Raw genomic sequence first — 24,489 nt, 5'->3', positions numbered from 1 at the left:
GATGGCGCGGTCAGGCTCAGGGCCTGGGGCAAACCCCGACCATAGCCAAGTTGCCGGGCGCTGCAAAATAAAATCGGGGTAGCGAAAATCATTCTCGAGCGTAGGAGCAGGTTCACCCGCGAAAGGGCCGGTCCTGCTGGCCAATTTCAACCGCCGTTCACCGTTGCCGCCGCTACCGTATTCGCGGGTAAACCCGCTCCTACAGGGGGGCGCGCAGCAGTTTTTGCCGCCAGCTTTCCTGCTCCTGTGCGGACGCCTCGACCAGATACGCGTAACGCCCGGCCATCCGCACCGCCACCGGTATCCCGTCGCGATACAGAAGCCGGTTGCCAATCACTGCCGGCACTTTCGCCCCAGGCAGCAACGAGCCGATCAGGTTCAGCGGGTCACCGGCGCTCACCACCTGCAGCGTTCCGTCCGGTTCACGTCGTCTCACTTGCCGCAGCAATACTACTGCCTCAGGCAAGGCGAACTGTTCACCGGCCAGCCCGGCAATGAAGCGCCCGCCCCGGATCTCGCCACGCGCTTCCAATCGGTGATAGCAGCGCAGCAGCTCACGCCAGGGCGGCAGTACATCACTCTCGCGCGCCAACAGCCGCCAGCAGATCACGCCATAGCGGCGCAGCAGCGTGCGGGCAATGTGCTCCAGGCGCTGGTCGTGATCCGGGGGCGCATCGCTGCGGCGCAGCAGGGCCCAACGTCCGGCATGCGCCATGCTGCTGGAAAGCGGCGGGTGCCCTCGGCGGCTGTTACGTGAGCTGCGCTTGGTTGCAGGCGTGATCAGGCTGCGCAAGCCAGTGAAACTGTCCGCCCCGGCCAGGCCCGAGCCCACCAGCTCCTGCAGTGCAGTTTCCAGTTCACTGGGCAGCAGGTGTGCCTCATGTGCCAGTTCATCGAAGAACAGCGCACCCTGGGTTTTCAGCGCTTCGTGCACACGTTGCGCACGTAGGCCAAGGGCGTCGACAGCAGGTGCGGGCGCCAGGCTGCGCCACGTGTTCAACTGGTCCCGCGGCAGCAACACCAGTGGGGTACTGGTCAACGTGCTGCTCGCCACTGTTGCCGCCAGCCGGCTCCAGGCAAACTGGCCGCTTCGGCAGGCTTCGTCGAGCCAGTGCGGACTGTAGTCTTTGATACGCGCCGGCAGCAGTTCCGCCTCCCAGGCCGCTGCGGCGCTGGGGAACCCTTGTAACTGGCCCAGCACTTCGGCCACCGCCTGCGGACCACGCAGGCGCTCGTCTGGCGCCAGGTGCTGCCAATCGAACAGAAAGCGCATGAAGTCTTTCAGGCTGACCGGTTCGATCTCGCGGCGCAGGCGTTTGACCGTGTAGCGGTGGATGCGCGCCAGCAAGTGGCGTTCGCACCATTGCAGGTCAGTTGCACCTGGGCTGAAGTGCCCGCGCAGCACATAGCCTTCGGCTTCCAGGCGGGCCAGAGCCTGCTCGATATCGGTTACCGGTTTGCCCAATGGCGCAGCGATCTGCGCCAGGGTCTGTGGGCCATGGCCGCTCAGGCGGGCGCGCAGCAGTTCGCTCAGTGCGTGGTCGGGCTCAATGGGCTGGTCGAAGCCAGCGAGCCGTTCGAGCGGTGGCTCCCTGTGCGCTGTGGGGTACAGTGCCAGCAGCAGGTTCAGGCGTTCGCGGGCCAACCAGAGCTTGTAATCGGGCAGGCGCAAGGCACGCCCAGCCTTGGCCAGCTGCCTTAGCAGCAAATCCCAGCAGGGGTTGGCATCTACCTCGGCCTGACCGATGGCACCCAGGCTCATCAATGCCTCGTGCATTTCGTCGGGATTGGCCGGCTGTGGCCAGGCCTCGGCCGCGACGGCAGCAATGGCATCAGCGTCCAGCGCGCCCAGGTCGTCGCTACTGTGCACGTCGTTCCAGCGCCGGTTGAGCACCGCCTGGGTACGTCGTTCTTCCAGTGGCGCATCGTCCAGAAAGGCATGAGGCCGGGCGTTGAGAATCGCTGATGCCAGCGGCGAGGGGGCGGGCAAATCCCGGCACAGCAAGCGCACTGCACCGCTTTCCATGCGCCGCAGCAGGGCCAGCCAGCCTTCGCTGTCCATCGCCTCGTGCAGGCAGTCGTCGAGGGTTTGCTCGACCAGCGGATGGTCGGGAATCTGCCGCTCGCCGGCGATGTTCTCCAGGCAGGCGATCTGGTCGGGGAACACGGCGGCAACCAGGTCCTCACTCTTCATGCGCTGGATTTGTGGCGCCACCTTGCGTCCGCCCACAAAGCGCGGCAGTGCCATGGCCACGCCTGCATTCCAGCGCCAGCGCACGCCAAACAGCGGTGCATCGAGCAGGGCCTGGATGAGAATCGGCTCGGCGCTGCGGCTGTTCAGGTAACGCCATACTTCGTCCAGCTCGAAACTGTGGCTGGTCGACAGTGACAGCACGATGGCGTCCTCGCTGGCGGCAGCCTGCAATTCGAAGTTGAAGGTGCGGCAGAAGCGCTTGCGCAGGGCCAGGCCCCAGGCGCGGTTGATGCGGCTACCGTAGGGTGAATGAATGATCAGTTGGGTCCCGCCGGACTCATCGAAAAAACGTTCCATCACCAGCGTATCCTGCGAGGGCAGGGCGCCAAGCACTTCACGGGTGCGGGCCAGGTAGTCGAGCAACTGGCCCGCACAAGCTTCGTCCAGTTCGAAGGTCGCCTGCAACCAGGCCAGTACCTCCACCATGTCGCCGCCTGCCAGCGCCAGTTGCTGGTCGATTCGCGCCTGCAGCCGGGCCACGGCGGCAGACAGCTCGTCACTGCGCCCCGGCGCTTCACCCAGCCAGAACGGAATGGTCGGTGGCAGGCCATGAGCATCCTCTACCCGCACCCGGCCCGGCTCGACGCGCAGAATGCGATAGGAGGCGTTGCCCAGCTGGAAAATATCGCCAGCAATGCTTTCCACGGCAAAGTCTTCATTGACGCTGCCGATGTTCAGCGCCTGCGGTTCCAGCAACACGGCGTAGTCGGCGTTGTCGGGGATGGTGCCGCCGCTGGTCAGCGCGGTCAGCTGGCTGCCACGTCGGCCACGCAGCGTGCCGCTCACTGCGTCACGGTGCAAGTAGGCACTGCGCACACCCTGGCGGCCGTTGTAGCCCTCGGCGAGCATGCGCAGCAGGGCCTGGTAATGGTGCTGGTCAAGCTCGGCGTAAGGTGTGGCCTGGCGCAGGCAATCCAGCAGATCCTGTTCGTGCCAGGCCTGGTTGCTGGCTTCTGCGACGATCTGCTGGGCCAGCACATCCAGCGGTGCCCGGGGGATGTGCAGTGCGTCCAGTTCGCCCTGTCGAACGCAGTCAAGCAAGGCAACGCATTCGATCAGGTCATCGCGTGAGGTGGGGAACAGGCGCCCCTTCGGCACACCATCGACCTGGTGTCCAGCGCGGCCAACCCGTTGCAGGAAGGCGGCAATCGAGCCGGGCGAGGCGATCTGGCAGACCAGGTCAATATCGCCGATATCAATGCCAAGCTCCAGCGATGCGGTCGCTACCAGCACCTGGAGCTGGCCGCTCTTGAGCCGCTGCTCCGCATCCAGGCGCAGCGCTTTGGACAGGCTGCCATGGTGTGCGGCAACCGCCTCCTTGCCCAGCCGGTCGCTGAGGTGGCGGGTGATACGTTCGGCCAGGCGCCGGGTGTTGACGAATACCAGCGTGGTGCGGTGTTCACGGGCAAGGGTGGCCAAGCGGTCATACACCAGGCCCCAGACATCAGTGGCCATCACCGCCCCCAGCGGTACCGGCGGCACTTCGATGGCCAGGTCACGCTTGCGGGCATGGCCGATATCGACAATGGCGCAGGGGCGCCCGCTACCCACCAGAAACTGTGCCACCCGTTCGACCGGGCGTTGTGTAGCGGACAGGCCGATCCGCCGCAGCGGCTTTTTGCACAAGGCTTGCAGGCGTTCCAAGGTCAGGGCCAGATGGGCGCCACGCTTGTTCCCGGCCAAGGCATGGATTTCGTCGACGATTACCGTGTGCACATGGGCCAGGCCTTCACGGCCAGAGGCCGAGCCCATCAGCACGTAAAGCGATTCGGGGGTCGTCACCAGAATGTGCGGGGCCAGCTTGCGCATGGCGGCGCGTTCCTTCTGCGGTGTATCGCCGGTGCGTACCGCCGTGGTGATGCGTGGGGCGTTCAGGCCTTGCTCTGCAATGGCTTGGCTGATGCCTTCGAGCGGGGCCTGCAGGTTCAGACGAATGTCATTGGACAGGGCCTTCAGAGGTGAAACGTAGATCACCAGGGTCTGTGCAGGCAGTTCGCCCTGGTGCTTCATGCCTTCACGCAGCAGCTCATCTAGCACGGCCAGAAAAGCGCTCAGGGTCTTGCCTGAACCGGTCGGCGCGGCCAGCAGCATGGATTGCCCGGCGTGGATCAACGGCCAGGCCTGAGCCTGGGCATCGGTGACCGTGGCGAAGTGGCGGCGGAACCAGGTGCTGACGGCAGGGTGGAACAGCTCGAGCACCGGGTGGTGTTTGGCGGGCAGGTTCATGTGTTGTTTATGGAGGGTGTGCAACAGGTTGGCAAGGGGCCGCTCGTCTGCCAGGCCGGTACAGGAATAACCGGCCTTGTCAGGCCAATGACCCCATGGGATCCTCGCGGGTCATTTTATTCAGCGAGCCCACCCCATGCCCAACATCATCCGCATCGCCGCCGCCCTGCTGATCGACCCTCAGGGCCGCACGCTGCTGGTGCGCAAGCGTGGCACCGAGGCTTTCATGCAGCCAGGCGGCAAGATCGATGCCGGTGAAACGCCGGTGCAGGCGCTGGTGCGCGAGTTGCAGGAGGAACTGGGCCTGCGCATCGACCCGGCTCAAGCCATGCACCTGGGCCAGTTCAGTGCCCCCGCCGCCAACGAGCCAGGCTTCGAAGTGCAAGCCGAGCTGTTCCGTGTCGACAGCGCCGCTGCCGTGGTGCCGGCCGCAGAGATCGAGGAGGTGGTCTGGCTGGCAGCAGATCAGGCACCCGCCATGCCACTGGCTCCCCTGACCCGCGACTTGATCCTGCCGCTGTATCGCCAGGCGCTCAACGCACCGCGCTGACGCCGTCGAGGGTGGCGAACGAGGTGTCCTTGGCTGTCAGCAAAAAATCGCGCATGTAGGGGGCATCGAGCATGTCGGTGCGTACGGCGGCATAAAGCGTGGCAAACAGGCCTTTCTCACCCAGGCGTTTGCCCTTCACATAGCCGCGCGAGCTGTACTCGTGCAGCGCCCAATGCGGCATGCCGCATACACCACGGCCGCTGGCCACCAGTTGCATCATCATCACCGTCAGCTCCGAGGTACGCACGGCGGCTGGCTCGATATCGGCCGGCTCCAGGAAGCGGGTGAAGATGTCCAGGCGATCGCGCTCCACCGGGTAGGTGATAAGCGTCTGGTCGAGCAAGTCTTGCGGCACGATGTAAGGCTTGCTGGCCAGCGGGTGCTGGTTGGCCACTGCCAGCATTGCCTCGTAGGTGAACAGCGGCACATAAGTGATGCCTGCCAGGTCCACCGGGTCGGAGGTCACCACCAGGTCAAGGTCGCCGCGGGCCAGGGCCGGCAGCGGGGCGAAGGCAAAGCCCGAGGCCAGGTCCAGTTCCACTTCCGGCCAGGCATCACGGAACTGGTCGATGGTCGGCATCAGCCACTGGAAGCAACTGTGGCATTCGATAGCCATGTGCAGGCGTCCGGCAGTGCCTCCGGCCAGGCGTGCGATGTCACGTTCGGCACTGCGCAGCAATGGCAGGGTGGCATCAGCCAGTTGCAGCAGACGCAGCCCGGCGCTGGTGAAGCGGATCGGCTTGGTCTTGCGCACGAAAATCGGGAGGCCCAGGCGCTCTTCAAGCTCCTTGAACTGGTGCGACAACGCCGACTGGGTCAGGTGCAGGCGTTCGGCGGCCTCCACCAGGCTGTCGGCCTCGCGCAGGGCATGAAGGGTTTTCAGGTGACGGATCTCCAGCACAGATAACTCCGGGGTATGGAATAGAGGAACCAGGTAATGAGTTGAGTTTCTCTCATGATGCTACATCTGTCGACTGGGCGATCGTCGCACCGCCTGGCGGGAGTCATGAAACTGTCACCGAACTGTGGCAGCGCGCCCGAACAGAATTCATCAGACTCGCGCTCTACTGGGGATCTGCATTCTGGTGTTTCTTTCATGCGGGCTTTTTGGTTTTTCCTTTTCTTTCTGTTCAGCGCACCGGCGAGTTTCGCCGAACAGCGCTGTGACGCCCATGTGCCGGTGCAGCGTGCCGAACTCGGTGCCGTCAGCCTGGTGTACCAGAGCGTCGGTGCGCCACGCGACCCGGCCTTGCTGCTGGTCATGGGCTTGGGCGGGCAGCTGATTCATTGGCCAGACGACGTGGTCGAAGCATTGTGCCGCCAGGGTTTTCGGGTGATCCGTTATGACAACCGCGATGTCGGCCTGTCACGCTGGAACCAGGTGCCACCGCACGCCAACCTGACGCTCGAACTGTTGCGTTACAAGCTGGGCCTGCCCGTGTCGGCGCCCTACACGCTGACTGATATGGCCGATGACGGCTTGCACCTGATGGACGCGTTGGGCGTGCGCCAGTTTCATGTATTGGGGGTGAGCATGGGCGGCATGATTGCCCAGCACCTGGCGGCGATGGCGCCCGAGCGTGTGCGCAGCCTGACGCTGGTCATGTCCAGTTCAGGGGCGGCGGGGCTGCCGGCGCCGGACCCGGCGCTGGTGCGGTTGCTGGCCCGGCGCAGCGCACCGAACCGTGAAGTGGCAATCGAGCAGCAGGCCGACCTGCTGGCGGCCTTGGGCAGCCCTGAGGTACGGGACGACCGCGAGGTGTTGCTGCACCAGGCAGCGGAGGCCTACGACCGGGCGTTCAACCCTGACGGGGCCAAGCGCCAGATCATGGCGATACTGGCCGAGCCGAGCCGCGTCGAGTTGCTCAACCAGTTGCGAGTGCCGACCCTGGTCGTACACGGCACGGCTGATCCGTTATTGCCGGTGATGCATGGCGTGCACCTGGCGGCGCATATCCGGGGCAGCCAGTTGCGCTTGATCCCGGGGCTGGCGCACCGTTTCCAGGAGCCGTTCAAGGCGCCGTTACTGGGGGCGGTGTTGCCTTATTTGCAGGCTCACAGGCAAGAGGTCACGCACATCGCAGGGCTCTGAATCGGCGCCGATTTCGATCAGTGCATCCGCACCCACACAGTCACCAGCACGGTCGCAGCGATCAGCCAGGCCACCGTGGCCAGCGCCATCGAAGCCTCGAGGCGCAAGCGGTCGACCAGTACATACAGGGTTGCCAGGTACACGAAATACGGAATGATCGACCACATGCCAAACAGGATGGTGGTCTTCAGGTCGGCAATGCTGCGCCCCTTGCCGACGATGTAGTGGGCAATCAGGGCGAAGGTGGGGAACAGCGGCACCAGCCCTGCGATGTAGTAGTTGCGCGTTTTCGACAGCACTGCCAGCAACAGCACCACGCCTGCGCCCAGGGCCGCTTTGAATACCAGGTCCACGTTGTTTTCCAGTTTGGGTTCAGTCAGGCGAGGCCGTATTTTTTCACTTTGTCGAACAGCGTGGTCTTGGCCATGCCCAGCTCCTGGCTGGCCTGGCTCAGGTTGCCACCCGTGCGTTGCAGGGCATCAGTGAGCAGGTTGCGTTCGAATGCTTCCACCGCCTCGGCAAAAAGCAGGCCTTGGTTGGCACCACCGCTGGGGCCTTTCTTGAACGCTGGCAGGCCGAGGGCATAGCGTTCGGCCACGTTGCGCAACTCGCGCACGTTGCCTGGCCAGTCGTGGGCCATCAGGCGCGACAGGGTCTGGCTGTCCAGTGTCGGTGTTTCCCGATCAAAGCGCAGGGCCGACTGCTGCAGGAAATGTTCGAACAACTGCAGGATGTCTTCACGGCGCTCACGCAGCGGCGGCAGCTCCAGGGTGACCACGTTCAGCCGGTAATACAGGTCGCTGCGGAACTGGCCGCTCTGGCCCAACGCATCAAGGTCCGCCTTTGTCGCGGCGATCACCCGGCAATCCACCGGGATGCTCTGGTTCGAGCCCAATCGTTCCAGGGTGCGCTCCTGCAGCACGCGCAGCAGCTTGATCTGCAGGTTGATCGGCATGCTCTCCACTTCATCGAGGAACAGCGTGCCGCCATTGGCGTGTTCGATCTTGCCGATGCGGCGTTTGCCGGCACCGGTGAAGGCGTTGGCCTCGTGGCCGAATATCTCGCTTTCAAACAGGTTTTCCGGCAGGCCTCCACAGTTCAGCGCCACGAACGGGTGGCTATGGCGGCGGCTGAAGTCGTGCAGGCAGCGTGCGACCAGCTCTTTGCCGGTGCCGGTCTCGCCTTCGATCAGCACGTTGGCTGAGGTGTCGGCGACGTTGGCGATCAGTTCGCGCAAGTGTTCCATGGCCGGTGAGCGACCAATGATGCGTCCCTCCAGGCTGCTCTGTTCGGCCAGTTGGCGGCGCAGGGCCACCACTTCGCGTGACAGCCCGCGCTGTTCCAGCGCGCGGCGTACCACGTCGACCAGGCGCTCGGGGGAGAACGGTTTTTCCATGAAGTCGTAGGCGCCGTTACGCATGGCGCCAACGGCCATGTCGATATCGCCATGGCCAGTGATCAGCACCACCGGCAGGCTGCGGTCACGGGCCTTGAGGCGATTGAGCAGCTCCAGGCCATCAATACCCGGCAGGCGGATGTCGCTGACGACAATGCCGGCGAAATCGTCGCCGATGCGTTCCAACGCCTGTTCGGCGCTGCCTACGCCCTCGCAGGCGATATCCTCCAGGGCCAGCGCCTGCTGGCAGCCGAGCAGCACATGCGGGTCGTCTTCGACGATCAGGACGGTAAGAGGCGCTTGGTTCATGGATGCTCTGCCGATTCGCTAGGGGGTGAAACCAGAGGCAGGGCCAGGACGAAGGCCGTGCCGCCGGTGACGGGATGCTCGACGTTCAGGCTTCCCTTGGCGGCGGCGGCAAGGCTCGCCGACAGGGTCAGGCCCAGGCCCAGGCCATGCTCGCCCGGTTTGGTGGTAAAGAAGGGTTCGAACAGGTGCTTGCGCGCTTCGGGGTCGATACCGTGGCCGTTGTCGCGCACCTGCAAACGGTACTTGTCACCCTGCAACTCGCCTTCCAGCCATAGCTCAGGCTGCGGTTGCGCGGCCATGGCGTCAAGGGCATTCCCGATCAGGTTGACCAGAATCTGCTCCAGGCGGGTCTGGTCGATGGCCAGTTGCTGGTCCTCGAACTGGTGGTGCAATTGCAAATGACAGGCACTGATGCGGTTGGCCAGCACCTGCAGGGTGGCCTCTACTGCCTTGGCCAGTGAAGCCTGGCCGCTGTCATCGCCGCGCCGGGCGAACGAGCGCAGGCTGGCGGTGATGCGGCCCATGCGGTCGATCAGGTCATTCATGGTGCGCAGGTTGGTGCTGGCGGTTTCCAGCGCCCCGCGCTCGAGGAAGCGCACTGTATTGCCAGACAGGGTGCGCAGCGCAGCCAGTGGCTGGTTCAGCTCGTGGGCAATGCTGGTGGACATCTGCCCGATGGCGGCCAGCTTACCTGCCTGCACCAGCTCATCCTGGGCGTGGCGCAAGGTCTGCTCGGCATGCCGGCGCTCGCGAATCTGGCCCTTGAGGCGTTCGTTGCTGGCGCGCAGGTCGGCGGTGCGTTCGGCAATCCGCCGCTCCAGCTGGCTGTTGGCCTCTTCAAGGGCTTCGCGCGCCGCCAGGCGGGTGGCGATCACTTTGCGCCGCTCGTTCCAGGCAATGCCGAGGATCGCCAGCAAGGCAAAGGCAACGCCCACCAGAATGCCCTGCACCATGGATTCGCGACGCAGGTCCTGCAGTGGGGTCAGCAGGGTGAAATGCCAGGGCGTGTCGACCAGGCGTCTGGTTTGCGCCAGGTAGGCCACTTCGTGCGGTTTGCCATGAGCGGTTTCGGTGTTGGCCGGGAAGGTCAGTTTTTCCACACCATCGGCCAGGGTTTCCCGGGCCAGGGGCTGCAATTCGTTCAGCGGCCACCAGTAGTACTGCAGGCTTCGCGCCAGGCGCTCCTTGATTTGCGGGGTCAGCGGGCGCACCGACTTGAGGCGCCGGGCCGGGTCGCTGGAGAGAATGATGATGCCATTCTCGTCACTGACGAACGCCTCCAGGCGGGCACGCTGCCAGCGCTCCTCGAGGGTGTCCAGGCGCACCTTGATCACCGCAACGCCTATGATCTTGCCGTGCTCCTCAAGCCCATGGGCCAGGTAATAGCCGGCCTCGCCCGTGGTACTGCCGATGCCGTAGAACCGCCCTGGCTCGCCGCGCACGGCAGTCTGGAAGTAGGCGCGGAACGACAGGTCTTCACCCAGGAACGAGTCGGCATCGCGCCAGTTGCTGGTGGCCTGTACCCGGCCATTGGTGTCGAGGACGAAGATGGCCCGACTGCGACTGCGACGGTTCAGGCCTTCAAGGTATTCGTTGACCGTCTGGCGTGAGGCGCCGTCCGGGTCGGTGAGCAGGTGCGAGACGCTGTCTTCCAGCTCCAGCAGGCTCGGCAAGTAGGTGTACTTGCTGATTTCGCTTTCGACCGTGCGTGCGTGCAGCTCCAGCTGGCGTTCGCCGTTTTCGCTGAGGGTGCGGATACCATTGCTCTCGCTGATCAGGTAGCCAGCCATTCCCAGGCCGACCATCAGCAGGATGATCAGTGGTGGTAACAGCAATTGACGGATCAGGCGGGAATTCACGGCAGGCTTGGCAGGGCGAAGTAGCGAGGGATCGCATTTCATCACAGTGGCCTTGTTACGACCAGCTTCCGCTGCCTGGTGGGTCCCTGGCAGCGGAAGCTGTGGCCGGGTCAGTGCTGCAGGATCTTGCTGAGGAAGTGCTGGGTGCGCTGGTCGCGGGCGCTCTGGTCACCGAAGAACTCTTCCTTGGTGCAGTCTTCGATGATGCTGCCCTTGTCCATGAAGATGACCCGGTTGGCGACTTTGCGGGCAAAGCCCATCTCGTGGGTTACGCACATCATGGTCATGCCTTCGTGGGCCAGTTGCACCATCACGTCCAGTACCTCGCTGACCATTTCCGGGTCCAGTGCGGAGGTAGGTTCGTCGAACAGCATGACGATCGGGTCCATCGCCAGGGCGCGGGCGATGGCCACGCGCTGCTGCTGGCCACCGGAGAGCTGGCCGGGGTGTTTCTTGGCATGGGCACTGAGGCCTACACGCTCGAGCAGCGCCAGGCCCTTCTTGGTGGCTTCCGCCTCGCTGCGGCCCAGTACCTTGCGCTGGGCAATGGTCAGGTTCTCGGTGATGGTCAGGTGCGGGAACAGCTCGAAGTGCTGGAACACCATGCCCACGCGCGAGCGCAGCTTGGGCAGGTTGGTCTTCGGGTCGGCAATCGAAGTGCCATCGACCACGATGTCGCCCTTCTGGAACGGCTCCAGCGCGTTGACGCACTTGATCAGGGTGGACTTGCCCGAGCCCGACGGGCCACAGACCACCACCACCTCACCTTTCTTGACCTCGGTGCTGCAGTCGGTCAGTACCTGGAAGTCGCCGTACCACTTGTTGACGTTCTTGATGGAAATCATACGGTGATCCTTTTTTGCAGGCGCTTGACCAGCCACGAAGCGGAGAAGCTGATGAGGAAGTAGACGACGCCGGCGAAGATCAGGAACTCATGGGAGCGCCCGATGATGTCGCCGTTGGAGCGTGCCGAGTTGAGGAAGTCGACCAGGCCCACGGTGTATACCAGCGAGGTGTCCTGGAACAGGATGATGCTCTGCTGCAGCAGCAGCGGGGTCATCTTGCGGAAGGCCTGGGGCAGGATGATCAGGCGCATGGTCTGCGCGTAGTTCATGCCCAGCGCTTGTGCGGCGCCCATCTGGCCCTTGGAGATCGACTGCACACCGGCGCGGACGATTTCGCAGAAATACGCGGCCTCGAACATCATGAAGGCGACCACGCAGGAGGTGAAGGCACCCACCGGGGTATCCTCGCCGGTGATCCAGCGCAGCACGAACGGTACCGCCAGGTAGAACCAGGTGATCACCAGCAGCAGCGGGATCGAGCGGAAGTAGTTGACGTAGGCGCCGGCCACGTTCGACAGCAGTTTGCTCGACGACAGGCGCATCAGGGCCAGGATGGTGCCCAGCACGATACCGCCGATGACTCCCATGACCATCAGTTTGAGGGTCATGACCATGCCCTCCCAGAGGGCAGGCAGGGCGGGGATGATTTCGCTGAAATCCATTTCCATTTACTTGCCCCCCACGGAGATCAGGCCAGGCACGGCGACTTTCTTCTCGACCATGCGCATGAGCAGCATCAGGCCCATGTTCAGGGTGAAGTAGATCAGCGTGGCCAAAGTGAACGCCTCGAACAGGTTGGCGGAAAACTCTGCGGTCTGTTTGGTCTGCGCCAGCAGCTCCATCAGGCCGATCAGCGACGCCACCGAGGAGTTCTTGAATACGTTGAGGAACTCGGAGGTGAGCGGCGGAATGATGATCCGGTAGGCTTGCGGCAGCAGCACATTGTTGTAGATCTGCGGGAGGCTGAAGCCCATGGCGCGGGCGGCTGCTTCCTGGCCTTTGGGCAGCGCCTGGATACCGGTACGCACTTGCTCACAGACGCGCGCGGCGGTGAACAGGCCCAGGCAGATGACCACGCTGATCAGCGCCGAAGTGGTCGGGTTGAGGTCCTGCTTGAACCATTCCTGCAAGCCTTCTGGCAGCAGGTCCGGTACCAGGAAGTACCAGATGAACAGTTGCACCAGCAGTGGCACGTTGCGGAACAGTTCCACGTAGGCGGTGGCGATACCCGATACCAGGCGGTTCGGTACGGTACGCATGACACCGAGGAGCGACCCCAGCAGCAGCGCGATGATCCAGGCGGTGATGGCGATGGCGATGGTCCAGCCCAGGCCGGTGATGTACCAGTCCAGATAGGTTTCGCTGCCCACGCCGGTGGACTTGAAGAACACGCCCCAGTCCCAGTTGTAATTCATCGGGATTTCCCCTCAGACGGTTGTTTCACGGGCACCTTCGAGCATCCGGGGGCGCAAGGCGCCCACGGATGAAAGGTTAGACACTAATGAGTGGCCTGCAGAATTGATTCGTGCTCGTGAGCACCAGGCCACTATTTACTGAGGATCAGGACTTCTTCTCGTCCGCAGCCTTGTCGGTCGGCTCGGCGATCAGTTTTTTCAGCTCGTCGCTCATCTGGAAGTTGAGGTTCAGACCTTTAGGCGGGATCGGCTGCATGAACCACTTGTCATAGCTCTTGTTGACTTCGCCCGACTTGAAGTAGGCAACGATGGCGTCGTCGACCGCTTTCTTGAACGCAGCGTCATCCTTGCGCACCATGCAGCCGTAGATTTCGTACGACTGAGGGGTACCGGTGATGACCCAGTCCGCTGGCTTGCGCGCCTTGGCCATTTCACCGGCGAGCAGGGCGTCGTCCATCATGAAGGCCACGGCGCGGCCGCTTTCGAGCATGTTGAAGGCTTCACCGTGGTCCTTGGCGGAAATCACGTTCATCTTCATCTGCTTGTCGGCGTTCATCGCCTTGAGGATGCGCTCGGAGGTGGTACCGGCGGTGGTCACCACGTTCTTGCCGGCCAGGTCCGGGAAGTCTTTGTATGCCGGCTGACCATCCTTGACCTTGGTCAACAGGCGGGTACCGACTTCGAAGATGCCGACCGAGAAGCCGACTTGTTGCTGGCGCTCGACGTTGTTGGTGGTGGAGCCGCACTCCAGGTCGACGGTGCCGTTCTGCACCAGCGGAATACGGGTTTGCGAGGTGACCAGGTTGTAGCGGACCTTGATGTCCGTGCCCAGTTGCTTTTTCAGCGCGTCGACGACGGCCAGCTGGATGTCATGCGAGTAACCGACGGGCTCGGGTTTGCCGGCCAGGTAGGAAAATGGAATGGAGGAGTCGCGGTGCCCCAGCGTGATGGTGCCCGATTCCTTGATCTTCTTCAGGGTGCCGGTGAGCTCCTCGGCCATGGCCGGCGAAGCGATGACTGCAGCCGCGATGGCTGCGCCCAGCAATTGACGAACGATACGCATCAAATTTTCCTCGACGTGTTTGTTTTTTTTATGGAGCCGTTGGCGGACTCTTCGTTCAACGAATACAGCAAGAAGCGGGTGCATTCGGCTACCAAGTGTAGAGCATGACTCGTGCCAAGCCCTGCTGTCGACCTTAAACCACTGGTATTGCTCGTGCTTGACAGTCTCGATCTCTCTTCGGGGTTCGCCAGGCCGAATAAACAGCGATTGCTCGTTCGGTTATCCGAACGCATGGGCAGCCACCTATCCCGGTATCGCTTGCGGTAACTATGCAGTGCGCGGCAAGGGCGCAGACGTAGTGAGCTTTGCTCTTTGCCTGGAGAGTTCCACAGATGTCACTGCACCGGCTCCCGAACGATTCCATCGATAGCCTGATCGCCCAGAATTTGCCTGGATGGCTAGTCGACCACGCCCAACCGGAAAGGCTCGATGCGTTACGTAATGCCCTGAGTCGCCAGGCGCACTGCAATGCGCGGCTTGGCCCGATCCTCCAGGCCATCCCTTCTTTGCAGGCCTACGCAGCAGCGTTGCTCAAAACGAAACTGCGCAAGAGCGGCTTCAGCAACCCGGACGTGACGGGCTGGAGGGTACGGGTCTCGCAGCGGCTGTTGCTGCCCAGCGCTTCGCCTGTGCTGCTGCGGCCCACCTATGTTCGTCGCTCCAGGCGGTCATTGCTGGAGGCGGCGCTGCATAACTATCATCGCAGGGAGACACGCCCCGGGCTCACTCTCAAAGGTGAACTGGTCGATGGCAACGGTAACCGCCTGCCGATGAGCTTCCACGCGTTTGCCTCCGCATGTCGCGAGGTCGACGCAGGGGGCAAGTACCAGGCGTTGCTCACCCACCATCTACAGCCTGAAGATGGCCCGGAGGATGAGCCGGGCCAGGCCGTTTCCCGCTTGCACGGGCTGTTCGAAGCGAGTTTCAAGGCCCATTTCGAGGTGGCGATGCGGGTCGCTGCGTTGAAACAGGACATTGACGAGCGCACGTATTTTTTTCTGTTGCCACTTATTGCCGAAAAGCCGGTGGTACCTGCGCTGGTGGGCACTGTGGTGCCCCGGCAGTTGTACCTGCTGGGCCGCCCGGTTCAGGGCGTGCTGACGCTGGAAGTGCGTTCCTCCGCTGATGGCGCAGTGGAGTCGGTGGTGCTCTGGATACCCGATGACCCTCATCAGCCCGTCTCCCGTCATGCCAGCTGGGATGCACTCGACAACTACCTTGGAAAGCGCTTCCGTGCGCCGGCCTATCGGCGCTTTTTCGCACGCTTCATTACCGAGCGTGAGCGCATCAATTTCTATCGCGTATTGAACGAGCGGGTCGCACAGGCATCGACAGCGGGGGTGGAACTCGACGCCCGTTCTGCACCGATCACTGACGCACCGTTCGTACACCTGCGTCGGCAATGCCTCGCCAAGATCAGGGATGACGCCAGGGTGCTCGCCGTGCCCACCGATGTCGAAGATGACGAAGACCGTGAAGCGCGCATGCAGGGCTACAAAGAGCTGGGTTTGAATGTGCTGAACGTGGCGGGGGCGTTCGTGCCTGTGCTTGGCGAAGTGCTGCTGGTGGCAAACGCGGTTCAGATTGCTGACGAAGTTTATGAAGGGTATGAAGATTGGCGCATGGGGGACCGCGAAGGGGCGTTGAACCACCTGTTCAACGTTGCTGAAAACGTTGTGGTCGGCGGGATGATCGCAGCCGGCAGCCAAGTGGCCGTGCGTGCTCTTGAGCGTCTGGCCTTCGTGGATGACTTGGCACCGGTGTGCACCTCCGCCGGCAAGGTCAAGCTCATGGCCACGGATCTACCCGGTTACGATGCCCAACCATTGCGTGGTGCTGGCGCACAGGAATGGTTATGGCACCTCGATGAGGGCCGTTATCGGGTGATGGAGGATCCGCAGGATGGTCGCGCCAGGATCCTGCACCCTGGTCGTCCCAGTGCCTATCGCCCTGTGATCGAGCAGAATGGCGCCGGTGGCTGGCGCCATGAACTCGAAGCTCCACAGTACTGGGAAGGGCGGGCCAATCTGGTACGCCGTTTGAGTACGCCCCTGGCAGAGCTACCGGAACCGACATGTGACTACCTGCTCCAGGTGACAGGGCTGAGTGAAGCGCAGATTCGCCGTTTGCACGTCGAGCACATGGGCGCACCTGCACGGTTGCTCGATGCCCTGGAGCTTTATCAGGCACATGAATTACACCCGGACTTCAGCGCGCCGCGACTGGCGCAGTACGTTGCTGATCGGCAAGTGCAGCCCAATGGCATCGAGCGGATATTGCGGCGCACTTTCCCCGGCCTGTCGGCTCGCTGTACCCGTGAGCTGCTTCAGCAATGCAGCGGTGCGCAGCTCGATACGCTCAGCAACGCGCAGCGGATCCCTTTGGCAGTGGCCGAGCGTGCACGATGGTCGCTGCGCGAAAGCCGTCTGGACAGGGCCTGTGCCGGTTTGCGCCTGCCGCGTTGCGTCAATCCGGACACCGAACGCCTGGCTTTGGGCTTGCTCGAGCGTCAGCTGAAATGCCCGGACACCCTGCGCATCGAACTGCGCGAAGGTAGCCCGAGTGGCCGGTATCTGGCCGGTATCGGCGCCGAGTCTGCGCAGGATGTACGGTGTATCGTGCGCCGCGGCGACGGCTACCGCTACGCCGGTCAAGGCACATCCGGCCCCTACCTGGCGGCACTGTTGGCGGCGCTGGACGAGACGCAGACAGCCGATCTCGGCGATGCCGCTGTCAGTCCTGGCGCCCTGGGCTCGTTGCTGATCGAGGCCGCTGCCGCTGATCGTACCCAAGCGGCTGAGCTCTGTGGCATGCCGCGTCTGGGCGTTGGCCTGCGACCCCCGACCCGTTTCGGGGATGGGCGTATCGGGTATGCCTTGAGTGGGCGAGGCGAGAGCAGTCGGCGTGCCATAGGGCGTGGTATTCACCAAGTGTTTCCGACGATGACAGACGGGGAGCTACAAGCCTATCTGCTTGACCTCATGGAGCGGCGAGTAGGGTTGTGGGAGCACTACAGCCAGCTGACGGGGCAGTTGGCGCGCCTGCGTCAGAGCCTGCGCCAGTGGCGCAGGGATGCCAGTAACCCACTGGACGCGCTACGCCGCCGTCGGGTCGCTACTGCCGTACGGCGAAGCTGGCGGCGCAAGATAACCGACGAGGCCGGGGACTACGCGCTGATCATCAGCGGAGAGCGTATCGGGAGTCTGCCCGAATTACCGGAGGGGGTGAGCTTTGATCATGTGCGACGGCTGATCCTCAGTGACCTGGGCCTTGGTGAAATCAATGGGGACTTTCTTCGACGCTTTCCCAACCTGATTGAGCTCGACCTGTCCGGCAATCGCCTGACTGCGATCCCTCACGGCATTGAACATATGCCCCGCCTGCGGCAGCTAAACCTGCGCCGCAACAGCGTGATAATGGATGAGGCCGGTGAATTGCGTCTTGCCGGGATGAGTGCGCTGCGGTACCTGGACCTCAGCCACAACCCGTTGGGAAGGGCGCCGGTACTGACGCGCCTGGGCAATTTGCGTGAAGTCAACTTGCGCTCTGCTGGCCTTGAGGCGTTGCCTGAGCGGATTTCATTTCGTGCCCACATAGACTTGCGAAACAACAACATTCGCACGCTGCGCCGAGAGTTGCAGCAGCTGCGCCTGCAGGTGCACCAGTTGTCCTTGCACGATAATCCACTTGGCGAAGCTGACGCATTACTGCTTGATGAGGCACGAGGTGTAACCCCAGGGCAGTGGGGGTCAGCGTCCGCACGCCATCGCGCCATTGACAGTGACCTGTTCAATACCTGGGCCAACAGCACAGCCGACGCTGAACGTGATCGCCAGCAGGCCATATGGACAGCGCTGCTTGAGGAACCGCACTCAGATGGAATGTTCCGCTTTCTGGCAGACTTCGTTCACGGCGAGGACTTTGAGCAGCACCCTGGGCATTACCGCAGCCGAATCTGGCGAATTCTGGAAACGTGTGAGCAGCACGAGCAGTTGCGTCATCAGTTGTTTCTCGAGGCATCTGGTCCCCGCAGTTGTGAAGACCGGCTGCTGCTGTTGCTGGAGCAGATGGAGCTTGGGGTTCTGGTGCTGCGCGCCGTCGAAGATGCTCATGGCAGCCGGATGGAAGCTCGTTTGCTAAGCCTGGCGCGTGGTTTGTTTCGCCTGGACGAGGTCGACCGCCACGCGACGTTGCACGTGCAACGCATGCATGCCGAGCACGCCCCACATATCGATGAAATCGAGACAAGGCTGTTTTACCGACAGCGGCTTGCGCGTCCATTGGGCTTGCCGATCGAGCTCGACGAAATGCACTACCCAAGTTTTGCAAACGTGACCACCAGCGACCTGCTGCGGGTCCAGGACGCGGTTTTGCAAAATGAGTCGACAGATGCCCTGATTGCCTCGTTGGCACAGCGGCCTTTCTGGGAGCAATACGCGCGCGAGTTTCATGCGCAGCGATTTGAAGACCTGGTACAGCCACTGCACCAGCGTATGGAGGCCCTGCAGGCTCAGGTAGATGAGCAAGTGATCAGCGAAAACGAGTTTCTGCAACGCTGTGAAGCACTGAAGGCTGATTTCGATCGCAGCGAGCGGGCATTGCTCGCGCGTTTGGCGCGTGAAGCCTATGAGCGCTGGGCGAGTACGCCCCCTTGACGGATCAAGAGGGCTTCACCGTCGGTATCAGGCTGCGCGGCTATTCGCGCGCACCTTGCGGGCTTGCTGCAGATACGCCTCCAGGGCCATCTGCTCCTGTGCGGTCAGCGACAGGCCCAGCTTGGTGCGGCGCCAGATAATGTCAGCGGTTTGCTCAGCCCATTCCTCCTCCAGCAGGTAGTCCACCTCACGGGTGAACAGCCCGGCCCCGATAGCCTGCCCGAGGTCTTCGGGGCCGTGAACGCCATCGAGCAGTCGCCACACACGGCTGCCATAGGTGAGCGCCCAGCGTTTGGCCAGGTCGACAGGCAACCAGCCGCAACGCGCAAGTACGGCATCGATCAGCGCCTGTACCGTTGTCATGCCCTCTGCGCCCGGTAGTGGCGCACTGGCGGTCCAGGGGGCGCGCATCTGGGTGAAGAAGGGCTTGAGTTCAGCCATGGCCGATTCGGCCAGCTTGCGGTAAGTGGTGAGCTTGCCGCCGAACACCGACAGCAGCGGTGCCTGGCCAACCTCTGCCGAAAGGGCGAGTGTGTAGTCCCGGGTCACCGCCGAAGGGTTGTCCGACTCGTCGTTGCACAGCGGCCGAACGCCGGAGTAGGTATGCAGGATGTCGGCTTGGCTCAGTTGGTGGTTGAAGTGCTCGTTGACGACCTTCAACAGGTAATGTGTTTCCTGCTCGGTAATGGCGACCGCGGCCGGGTCGCCGCTGTATTCCCGGTCAGTGGTGCCGATCAGGGTAAAGCGGTCCAGGTACGGGATGCAGAAGACGATGCGCTGGTCTTCATTCTGCAGAATGTAGGCATGTTCGCCTTCATACAGGCGCGGCACGATAATGTGGCTGCCCTGGATCAGGCGGATGCCGTAAGGTGCATCGAGCTTGAGGTCGTCCTTGATGAAGCTGGCCACCCACGGGCCGGCGGCGTTGACCAGCGCGCGGGCATGGATCGTCTGGAGGCTGCCATCGGCGTGCTGTAGCTCTACCTGCCACAAGCCCTCTACACGTTCGGCGCGCAAGCAGCGGGTGCGGGTGCGGATATGGGCGCCAAGCTCACGGGCCGCCATGGCGTTGAGTACTACCAGGCGGGCGTCATCGACAGCGCAGTCGGCGTATTCGAAGCCGCGGGTGATTGCCGGCTTCAGCGGGTAGCCCGGGCCAAAGCGCAGGCTGCGCGAGGCGCCCAGGCGCTTGCGCTTGCCCAGGTGGTCGTAGAGGAACAGGCCGGCGCGGATCATCCATGCAGGGCGCAGGTGCGGGCGGTGCGGAAGCACGAAGCGCATAGGTTTGACGATGTGCGGCGCCTTGGCCAGCAGCACTTCGCGTTCAGCCAGGGCCTCGCGCACGAGGCGAAATTCGTAGTGCTCCAGGTAGCGCAGGCCACCGTGAATCAGTTTGCTGCTGGCTGACGACGTGTGTTGGGCCAGGTCGTCTTTTTCGCAAAGGAAGACCTTCAAGCCGCGACCAGCGGCGTCGGCAGCGATGCCCACGCCATTGATGCCACCGCCGATTACGGCAAGGTCATAGCAGTTGGCTGTTGGGGGCTGGGACGAAACTGGCTGGGACACGGGCAAGGCCTCCTGAGGCTATTCACATCGAATGTGAACATTGATGTTCGTTTGCGAAAATATTAGCGCAACAGAACGCCGGTCGCCAGTCAGTCTCTATAGAAAAAACTGATCAAATGACAATGAAGTGAACATTTACGAAAATTCAGGGGGTACGGCTTGGGTGAGGGGGCGCTTGCTCACGCAGACACCAAAAGTCTGGCGGCATGCACCCACCAGCCCTCACACCACCTCAAGCCTGATCTTGTTCTGGTTCAACAATTGGGTAAGGGCCGGGGTCGGTGTCCGGTCGGTCACCAGGCAGTCGACCAAGTCGATCGAGCCCAGGCGCACCATGGCATTGCGCCCGAACTTGCTGGAATCGGCCGCGAGGATCACTTGCCGGGCATTGGCAATGATGGCTTGCGATACCCGCACTTCCTGATAGTCGAAATCGAGCAGGCTGCCGTCCTCGTCGATACCGCTGATGCCCACCAGGGCGAAGTCGACCTTGAACTGGTTGATGAAATCGACACTGGCCTGGCCGACAACACCACCATCTCGGCGCACCGTGCCACCCGCCACCAGCACTTCGAAATCGTCCTTGGCGGCCAGGATCGCCGCCACATGCAAGTTATTGGTGATGACTTTCAGGTGGCTGTGGTTGAGCAGCGCCCGTGCGATCGATTCGGTGGTGGTGCCGATGTTGATGAACAGCGACGCATGGTCGGGAATCTGCCGGGCTACGGCGTCGGCAATGCGCTGCTTTTCGTCACGCATCTGGTCGGCACGCATGGCGTAGGCGGTGTTCTCGATGCTCGAGTCGTAAGCTGCGCCGCCGTGGTAACGGCGCAGCAGGTTGAGCTCGGCAAGCTGGTTGATGTCGCGTCGAATGGTCTGGGGAGTGACAACGAACAGCTGCGCCATTTCCTCGATACTGACATAGCCGCGTTCGCGTACCAGTTCGAGGATTTGTTGTTGGCGGGGGGGCAGATTCATGGGCGGTCCTTTGGGGCTGCCGGACAAATTCTGCAATGATGCCGTAGGAAGGGGATGACGGCCAGTAGACGATTGGGGCCGCATGGCGGCCCCAACAGCGATCATGCCTCGTGATCTTCCCAGTCACGGGTACGCTCGACCGCCTTCTTCCAGCCGGCATACAGCTTTTCTTTCTGCGTTTCGTCCAGTTGCGGGCTGAACTCACGCTCGATGATCGCCTTGTCGCGCAGCTCGTCCAGGCCACTCCAGAAGCCACAGGCCAGGCCTGCCAGATAGGCGGCGCCCAGCGCCGTGGTTTCGCGCATCTGCGGCCGCTCCACGCAGGTGCCGAGGATGTCGGCCTGGAACTGCATGAGGAAGTTGTTGGCCACGGCACCACCGTCCACGCGCAGCTCGGACAAGCGCTGGCCACAGTCCTGCTGCATGGCGTCGAGGACATCGCGGGTCTGGAAGGCGATGGACTCCAGTGCGGCGCGGATGATGTGGTCCACCTTCACGCCACGTGTCAGGCCGAACAACGCACCACGGGCATACGGGTCCCAGTACGGGGCACCCAGGCCGGTAAAGGCGGGCACCAGGTACACGCCATTGCTGTCCTTGACCTTGCTGGCGAAATACTCGGTATCCAGGGCGTCGTTGACGATCTTCAGTTCGTCACGCAGCCATTGCACGGTAGAGCCACCATTGAATACCGCGCCTTCCAGTGCATAGGCCACCTCACCACGCGGGCCGCAGGCAATGGTCGTGAGCAGGCCGTGGGACGACTTCACCGCCTGGTCGCCCGTGTTCATCAACAGGAAGCAGCCAGTGCCGTAGGTATTCTTGGCTTGGCCCGGCTCCACGCACATCTGGCCGAACAGTGCCGATTGCTGGTCGCCGGCGATACCGGCGATGGCTATGCCGCTCTTGGTGTGGCCGTACACTTCCGAGGATGGGCGCACCTCAGGCAGCATCTGCCGCGGAATGCCCAGGATTTCCAGCAGCTTGTCGTCCCACTGCAGGCTGTGGATGTTGAACATCAGCGTGCGCGAGGCGTTGGTGTAGTCGGTGACGTGAACCTTGCCACCCGTAAACTTCCAGATCAGCCAGGTGTCGATGGTGCCGAACAGCAGTTCGCCACGCTCGGCGCGTTCACGGGCGCCGTCGACATTGTCGAGGATCCATTTCAGCTTGGTGCCGGAGAAATACGGGTCGGTGACCAGGCCGGTGGTTTCACGAATGTAGTCTTCATGGCCGTCACGCTTGAGCTGAGCACAGATCTCGGTGCTGCGGCGGCACTGCCAGACAATGGCGTTGTACACCGGACGCCCGGTTTCCTTGTCCCATACCACCGTGGTTTCGCGCTGGTTGGTAATGCCCAGCGCGGCGACCTGGGCGTGGCTGATACCTGCCTGGGCCAGGGCCTCGACCATGGTCGCGCTTTGTGTGGCGAAAATCTCCATCGGGTCATGCTCGACCCAGCCCGCCTGCGGGTAATGCTGTGCGAACTCGCGCTGGGAGGTACCCACAACATTGGCGTCACGGTCGAAAATGATCGCCCGCGAACTGGTGGTACCCTGGTCCAGGGCGATGATGTAGTTCTTATCCTGGGTGTCTGTCATGGTCGTAGGCCTTGCAAGAATAGGGGGTCAGGGCTGTGCGTGATGGTGGCATCAATTGGCTTGAGTATCGCCCTGGCGAATGTCATTTGTCTCAGGGGTCGCGGCGGGCGCCATTGGCAGGTTGCGTGCAATCAGGCCGCGATAGCTCGCTGCACCCAAGCAGGCGCCAAGGATCGGTGCAAATACCGGAACCAGGAAATAGGGAATATCCCGCCCGCCAGTGAAGGCGATTTCGCCCCAACCGGCCAGGAAGGTCATGAGTTTTGGCCCGAAATCGCGGGCCGGGTTCATCGCAAAACCCGTCAATGGGCCCATGGCGCTGCCAATCACTGCAATCAGCAGGCCGATCAGCAGCGGGGCCATGGCGCCGCGCGGCAGGCCGTTGTTGTCGTCGGTCAGGGCCATGATCACGGCCATCAGAATGGCAGTAATCACCACTTCGACCAGAAACGCCTGGCTGGTGGACAGCGACGGGTGTGGATAGGTGGAGAACACCGAGGCCAGCTCTAGGCTGCCTTCGCTACCGCGCAGCATGGCGTGGGCTTGTTCGAAATCGAAGAACAGGTTGCTGTACAGCGTGTAGACCAGGGCCGCGCCACAGAATGCGCCGCATACCTGGGCCAGCATGTAGAAGGGCAGCTTGCGCTTGTCGAACCCTGCGAACAGTGTGAGGGCGATACTCACGGCTGGGTTCAGGTGCGCACCGGAAATACCGGCGGTGAGGTAGATGGCCATGCTGACGCCCACGCCCCAGATGATACTGATTTCCCAAAGCCCGAAGCTGGCGCCGGCAACCTTGAGCGCGGCGACGCAGCCGGTGCCGAAGAAGATGAGCAGGGCGGTGCCGAGAAACTCGGCCAGGCATTGGCTGGACAGTGTGGGTTGGCGCAGAGCAGTCGTCATGTATGACCTCGTTTTTTTTGTTGTGAGGCGCGTGGCGCTCGACAGCAAAACCCGGTGTCTATCCCCATTGACCCCGGGTGATGTAGGAAATGCACCTTAAAAGGGCATCGTTTATTCAGAAACGAAAAAATATAGACAAGAAACGCTGATGTCAAAGGTCGAAAGTGAACGGTCAGTCACGATAAGGTCGCTAGAATCAGCTGCTGATCCCTGTACTAGACGCGCGCGATTGCGGTGCGGTGGCTGGGATGTGGGAATTGTCCTAAAGTAGCCGCCGAGTCGTCCCTGACTGGAGCCCTTGCATGACCCCCGCCCTAGACCTGTTGAAGAAGCACCGTGCCGAGCATCGTGTGCACAGTTATGAACATGACCCGAAGTCGGCGTCGTACGGCCTGGAGGCGGCAGAAAAGCTCGGGCTCGACCCGCAACAGGTGTTCAAGACGTTGCTGGCAAGCAGCGAGAAAGGGGAATTGCTGGTAGCGGTTGTGCCTGTGGTGGGTACCCTGGACCTCAAGGCCCTGGCCCATGCTGCCGGGGTGAAGAAGTGCGAGATGGCCGACCCGGCGGCGGCGCAGCGGGCGACCGGTTACCTGGTGGGCGGCATCAGCCCGCTGGGGCAGAAGAAGCGCCTGCGGACCTTCATTGATGACTCGGCGCAGAATTTTGCAACTATCCATGTCAGCGCCGGCAGGCGTGGCCTGGAAGTGGAGTTGGCCGCGGCGGTGCTGGCGGAGTATACGCAGGGCACATTTGCCGGGATTGGTCGAGGCTGAGAAC

General features: G+C 62.6%; 17 protein-coding genes. 4 read left to right on the top strand and 13 right to left on the bottom strand.

Going from position 1 to position 24,489, the window contains the following annotated elements; genetic code table 11:
* Positions 1-199: 199 nt before the first annotated feature.
* Complete coding sequence (locus tag C4Q27_RS05800) at positions 200-4,480, bottom strand: DEAD/DEAH box helicase (RefSeq protein ID WP_104886609.1); 4,281 nt, start codon at positions 4,478-4,480, stop codon at positions 200-202.
* Between the two features lie 136 nt (positions 4,481-4,616).
* Between C4Q27_RS05800 and C4Q27_RS05795 the strand changes: the two genes are divergently transcribed.
* The gene (locus C4Q27_RS05795) at positions 4,617-5,030 is read left to right on the top strand and encodes an NUDIX domain-containing protein (protein ID WP_064492335.1); all 414 of its coding nucleotides are present in this window, start codon (positions 4,617-4,619) and stop codon (positions 5,028-5,030) included.
* Here C4Q27_RS05795 and metR read toward each other — a convergent pair.
* Positions 5,014-5,931 carry a transcriptional regulator MetR gene (metR, locus tag C4Q27_RS05790; protein ID WP_003254981.1) on the bottom strand — a complete coding sequence of 306 codons (918 nt, stop codon included), beginning with the start codon at positions 5,929-5,931 and terminating at the stop codon, positions 5,014-5,016. The genes C4Q27_RS05795 and metR overlap by 17 nt on opposite strands.
* A gap of 195 nt (positions 5,932-6,126) precedes the next feature.
* Here metR and C4Q27_RS05785 point away from each other — a divergent pair, with 195 nt between their 5' ends.
* The gene (locus C4Q27_RS05785) at positions 6,127-7,122 is read left to right on the top strand and encodes an alpha/beta fold hydrolase (protein WP_104886608.1); all 996 of its coding nucleotides are present in this window, start codon (positions 6,127-6,129) and stop codon (positions 7,120-7,122) included.
* Between the two features lie 17 nt (positions 7,123-7,139).
* Here C4Q27_RS05785 and C4Q27_RS05780 read toward each other — a convergent pair whose 3' ends face one another.
* From C4Q27_RS05780 to C4Q27_RS05750, 7 genes are all read right to left on the bottom strand, one after another.
* Positions 7,140-7,475 (bottom strand): GlpM family protein, encoded by a 336-nt coding sequence (locus tag C4Q27_RS05780; RefSeq protein ID WP_010952237.1) that lies wholly within the window; start codon positions 7,473-7,475, stop codon positions 7,140-7,142.
* A gap of 23 nt (positions 7,476-7,498) precedes the next feature.
* On the bottom strand, positions 7,499-8,776 hold the full coding sequence (locus C4Q27_RS05775; protein ID WP_231114292.1) for a sigma-54 dependent transcriptional regulator: 1,278 nt from the start codon (positions 8,774-8,776) through the stop codon (positions 7,499-7,501).
* 47 nt (positions 8,777-8,823) lie between these two features.
* On the bottom strand, positions 8,824-10,728 hold the full coding sequence (locus C4Q27_RS05770; protein ID WP_019438135.1) for an ATP-binding protein: 1,905 nt from the start codon (positions 10,726-10,728) through the stop codon (positions 8,824-8,826).
* Between the two features lie 68 nt (positions 10,729-10,796).
* Positions 10,797-11,531, bottom strand: coding sequence for an amino acid ABC transporter ATP-binding protein (locus tag C4Q27_RS05765; RefSeq protein ID WP_020190711.1), 735 nt, complete (start codon positions 11,529-11,531; stop codon positions 10,797-10,799).
* Entirely contained in the window at positions 11,528-12,199 is a 672-nt protein-coding gene (locus tag C4Q27_RS05760; RefSeq protein ID WP_003254970.1) for an amino acid ABC transporter permease, read from the bottom strand. Before C4Q27_RS05760 ends, C4Q27_RS05765 begins: the two co-directional genes overlap by 4 nt.
* Positions 12,200-12,946 (bottom strand): amino acid ABC transporter permease, encoded by a 747-nt coding sequence (locus C4Q27_RS05755; RefSeq protein ID WP_010952242.1) that lies wholly within the window; start codon positions 12,944-12,946, stop codon positions 12,200-12,202. It abuts the gene before it with no gap.
* Between the two features lie 145 nt (positions 12,947-13,091).
* Positions 13,092-14,009 carry a glutamate/aspartate ABC transporter substrate-binding protein gene (locus C4Q27_RS05750; RefSeq protein WP_064492331.1) on the bottom strand — a complete coding sequence of 306 codons (918 nt, stop codon included), beginning with the start codon at positions 14,007-14,009 and terminating at the stop codon, positions 13,092-13,094.
* 332 nt (positions 14,010-14,341) lie between these two features.
* Between C4Q27_RS05750 and C4Q27_RS05745 the strand changes: the two genes are divergently transcribed.
* Entirely contained in the window at positions 14,342-18,664 is a 4,323-nt protein-coding gene (locus C4Q27_RS05745) for an NEL-type E3 ubiquitin ligase domain-containing protein (RefSeq protein WP_104886607.1), read from the top strand.
* A gap of 27 nt (positions 18,665-18,691) precedes the next feature.
* Here the strand turns inward: C4Q27_RS05745 and glpD are convergent, their stop codons facing one another.
* From glpD to C4Q27_RS05725, 4 genes are all read right to left on the bottom strand, one after another.
* The gene (gene glpD / locus C4Q27_RS05740) at positions 18,692-20,230 is read right to left on the bottom strand and encodes a glycerol-3-phosphate dehydrogenase (protein ID WP_064492329.1); all 1,539 of its coding nucleotides are present in this window, start codon (positions 20,228-20,230) and stop codon (positions 18,692-18,694) included.
* 222 nt (positions 20,231-20,452) lie between these two features.
* The gene (gene glpR / locus C4Q27_RS05735) at positions 20,453-21,208 is read right to left on the bottom strand and encodes a DNA-binding transcriptional repressor GlpR (RefSeq protein ID WP_010952246.1); all 756 of its coding nucleotides are present in this window, start codon (positions 21,206-21,208) and stop codon (positions 20,453-20,455) included.
* A 101-nt stretch (positions 21,209-21,309) separates the two neighbouring features.
* Positions 21,310-22,809 carry a glycerol kinase GlpK gene (glpK, locus tag C4Q27_RS05730; RefSeq protein ID WP_064492328.1) on the bottom strand — a complete coding sequence of 500 codons (1,500 nt, stop codon included), beginning with the start codon at positions 22,807-22,809 and terminating at the stop codon, positions 21,310-21,312.
* 51 nt (positions 22,810-22,860) lie between these two features.
* Positions 22,861-23,712 carry an MIP/aquaporin family protein gene (locus tag C4Q27_RS05725; protein WP_003254959.1) on the bottom strand — a complete coding sequence of 284 codons (852 nt, stop codon included), beginning with the start codon at positions 23,710-23,712 and terminating at the stop codon, positions 22,861-22,863.
* A 302-nt stretch (positions 23,713-24,014) separates the two neighbouring features.
* Here C4Q27_RS05725 and ybaK point away from each other — a divergent pair, with 302 nt between their 5' ends.
* On the top strand, positions 24,015-24,485 hold the full coding sequence (gene ybaK / locus C4Q27_RS05720) for a Cys-tRNA(Pro) deacylase (protein ID WP_003254957.1): 471 nt from the start codon (positions 24,015-24,017) through the stop codon (positions 24,483-24,485).
* Positions 24,486-24,489 lie beyond the last annotated feature (4 nt).

The sequence above is a fragment of the Pseudomonas sp. SWI36 genome (assembly GCF_002948105.1).
Classification (GTDB): Bacteria; Pseudomonadota; Gammaproteobacteria; order Pseudomonadales; family Pseudomonadaceae; genus Aquipseudomonas; species Aquipseudomonas alloputida.
The sequence above is the reverse complement of the archived record's forward strand: the minus strand, read 5'-3'. Positions and strand labels throughout refer to the sequence as shown.